General features: G+C 58.4%; 3 protein-coding genes and 1 pseudogene. All 4 read right to left on the reverse strand.

Going from position 1 to position 2,767, the window contains the following annotated elements:
* The coding region (locus ACXJ5O_RS23635; protein ID WP_457302034.1) for an ATP-binding protein at nt 1-917 on the reverse strand (917 nt) is incomplete at its 3' end.
* Nucleotides 918-920: 3 nt separating this feature from the next.
* On the reverse strand, nt 921-1,583 hold the full coding sequence (locus ACXJ5O_RS23640; protein WP_457302035.1) for an urea amidolyase associated protein UAAP2: 663 nt from the start codon (nt 1,581-1,583) through the stop codon (nt 921-923).
* A 13-nt stretch (nt 1,584-1,596) separates the two neighbouring features.
* Nucleotides 1,597-2,418 (reverse strand): urea amidolyase associated protein UAAP1, encoded by an 822-nt coding sequence (locus ACXJ5O_RS23645; protein ID WP_457302036.1) that lies wholly within the window; start codon nt 2,416-2,418, stop codon nt 1,597-1,599.
* 2 nt (nt 2,419-2,420) lie between these two features.
* Nucleotides 2,421-2,767: pseudogene (locus ACXJ5O_RS23650) on the reverse strand (ABC transporter ATP-binding protein); the annotation flags it as partial.

Below are 2,767 nucleotides of genomic sequence, written 5' to 3' on the forward strand. Positions count from 1 at the left end.
ATGTTATAGACGGCTTCGGTAACAGGATGTTCGACTTGCAGCCGCGTATTGACTTCGAGGAAATAGAATTCTTGGCGGACGGGGTCGTAAATGAATTCGACTGTGCCCGCCGATTCGTATGAAACCGAAGAACCAAGGCTGACAGCCGCATTGTGCAGCTGCGAACGCGTCGCCGAGGAAAGGCCGGGGGCAGGAGTCTCTTCGATGACCTTCTGATTTCGCCGCTGCAGCGAGCAGTCCCGCTCGCCCAGCGCAACGACCTTACCCTTGCCGTTGCCGAAAATCTGAACTTCAACATGCCGGGCATCCGCCACAAAGCGCTCGAGATAGACCCGCGCATCACCGAAGCTGGCACGTGCTGTCCGCTGCACGCTTTCGAACGAAGCTTGGAGGCTTGAGGCATCACCGCATAGCTGCATACCGATACCGCCGCCGCCGGCGGTGCTCTTCAGCATAACCGGATAGCCGATTTCTTCAGCCGCCGAGAGCGCGTCGTCAACGCTTTCCAGGAGGCCGCTACCGGGGAGCAGAGGCACACCGCTTGCCTCGGCGAGTTGGCGCGCCGTATGTTTCAACCCGAATGCCGAAAGATGTTCCGGGCGTGGTCCGATGAAGGCGATGCCCTCGGCCGCAAGCCGGTCGGCAAAGCCGATATTCTCCGACAGGAATCCATATCCGGGATGAACGGCCTCCGCCCCGGTCAACGTGCAAGCGGCGATGACTGCATCCACATTCAGATAGCTATCGCTGGCGGGTGCGGGACCGAGGCGGACCGCTTCGTCAGCGAGAAGCGCAGGCATGGCAAAACGGTCCGCGTCGGAATAAACAGCGACGGAGGCAATGCCCATCTTTTTCAATGTCCGGATTACGCGGACGGCGATTTCGCCTCGATTGGCGATGAGAATTTTACTGAACATGTCTCAAGCCCCGGTATCGGGGGCTGCATCCCAGATGAGGATACGGATCGGCGTCGGATCAAAGCCGTTGCATGGATTGTTGATCTGCGGGCAATTGGAAATGACGCAAAGCACATCCATTTCGGCCACCAGCTCAACATAGTCACCTGGTGAGGATATACCGTCGACGATTGTCATCTCACCGTCCGGCCTGATCGGTACGTTCATGAAGAAGTTGATGTTCGGCACGATGTCGCGCTTGCTCATTCCATGCTTCGTCACCTCAAGCACGAAATTGTCCCGGCAGGCGTGCAGATAMTTAGTGCCATGACCGAAGCGCACGGTATTGCTTTCGCAGGAACACGCACCGGCAGAGGTATCATGACGGCCGCAGCTGTCCGCCATCATCGTCAACATGACATTACCTTCGTTCGACATGATCCTCGTGCCGGTGCCGATATAGGCGGCGCCCTGTTCGCGCATGGTGTCCTGGTTGGAGTAACGCTCGTAGAAATCATCGGCCCGGTAGAAAAGCGTATCGATCGCCTGCTGGCCGTAGCTATCCTCGATGCGGATCGTCTGGCCCTTGCGAACGATGCCGGACCAAGGTGCCTCCGCCGGGATGAAATGATCCTGGACAGCATTTTCAAGACTGCGCGATGCAGCGGTCTGAATGAAATCAGTCATTGTCGCGTACTCCTTAGGCCAACATCAGCGCGTTGTTTTCAAAGCCGCGAACGGCTTCGGCGGTGGCAGTGCGGGAGAGATCATCCGCGGTGGGCAACGCAGATCGGAACCGTGTCACAGTCACCGCCCTGGGCGTGTAGGCCGGATCTGGATCGAGAGGATGAGGGCAATTCGAGAAACCGACCATCATGTCCATTTCAGCGCGAAGTTCAGCATAGTCACCGCTATTGGAGAGTTTGCCGCGCCACCGAAATTCGCCGGCATCGTCGATACGAACGGGCGCAAAAAGATTGAGAACGGCTGGGATGTCGCGACGATCGAGGCCAAGCTTTCCGGCGACAAGCACTAGATTGTCACGCGTGTTGCGGGTCTTCACATTAGGGTATTTGGCAGCATTCGAAGCTGGCGTCGACCCGCCCATCAGGCAGTCGTGCGCGCCGGAACTATCTTCCACGATGGAGAACATCACACGGCCCATATCAGAGAAGATCACACGGCCCTTGCCCAGCGCCGTCGTCCATTGAACCTTGACCGTATCCACGAGATTCAACCTTTCGCTTGTGTCGGTCGCATTCCAGGCGACCAAGGCAACGGTCGAGGCGGCTCCCCCTTGGTCTATGCGGATGGACTCGCCGCGCTTCAGCGCTGTCGACCAATACCAGCCGCCCGGAATGATTTCGGTGTGGATTACGGCAGCCTCATCGATCAATGGCGCAGGTAGCGGGCTCGGTGCTGGAAGCGCCTTCGGCGCGAACTCCAGTCCCTTGCGTTGATGCTCCTCATAACGCTGCCGGTTGGCGGCGATCTCGTCTGCAGAACGTCTGATGTGCATGATGATTATTCTCCTGACAATGCCGAGCCGTCCCGGCGATACCCCAGGGAATCGATCGGGCCGTCCCGATCGGGGCTAAAGTTCGATGGCACGCCCGCAAGGCGGGGTGGCCAGATGGAAATGTCCTTGGTGATCGTCGCGCCGTAACGCTGCTTTTCCTCGGGTCGGTCCCGTCGCCGCTCGAAGGCAACGACGCGGCTGGCAAGAGTGAAAGCTTCGCGGATGTCGTGCGTAACCATGACGACAGTCATTTGCGTTTCATGCCAAAGCCGCTTCATCAGCGTGTGGATTTCCGCGCGGATACCGGGATCAAGCGCACCGAATGGCTCATCAAGCAGGAGAACCTTCGGCT

The organism is Phyllobacterium sp. P5_D12 (assembly GCF_054049495.1).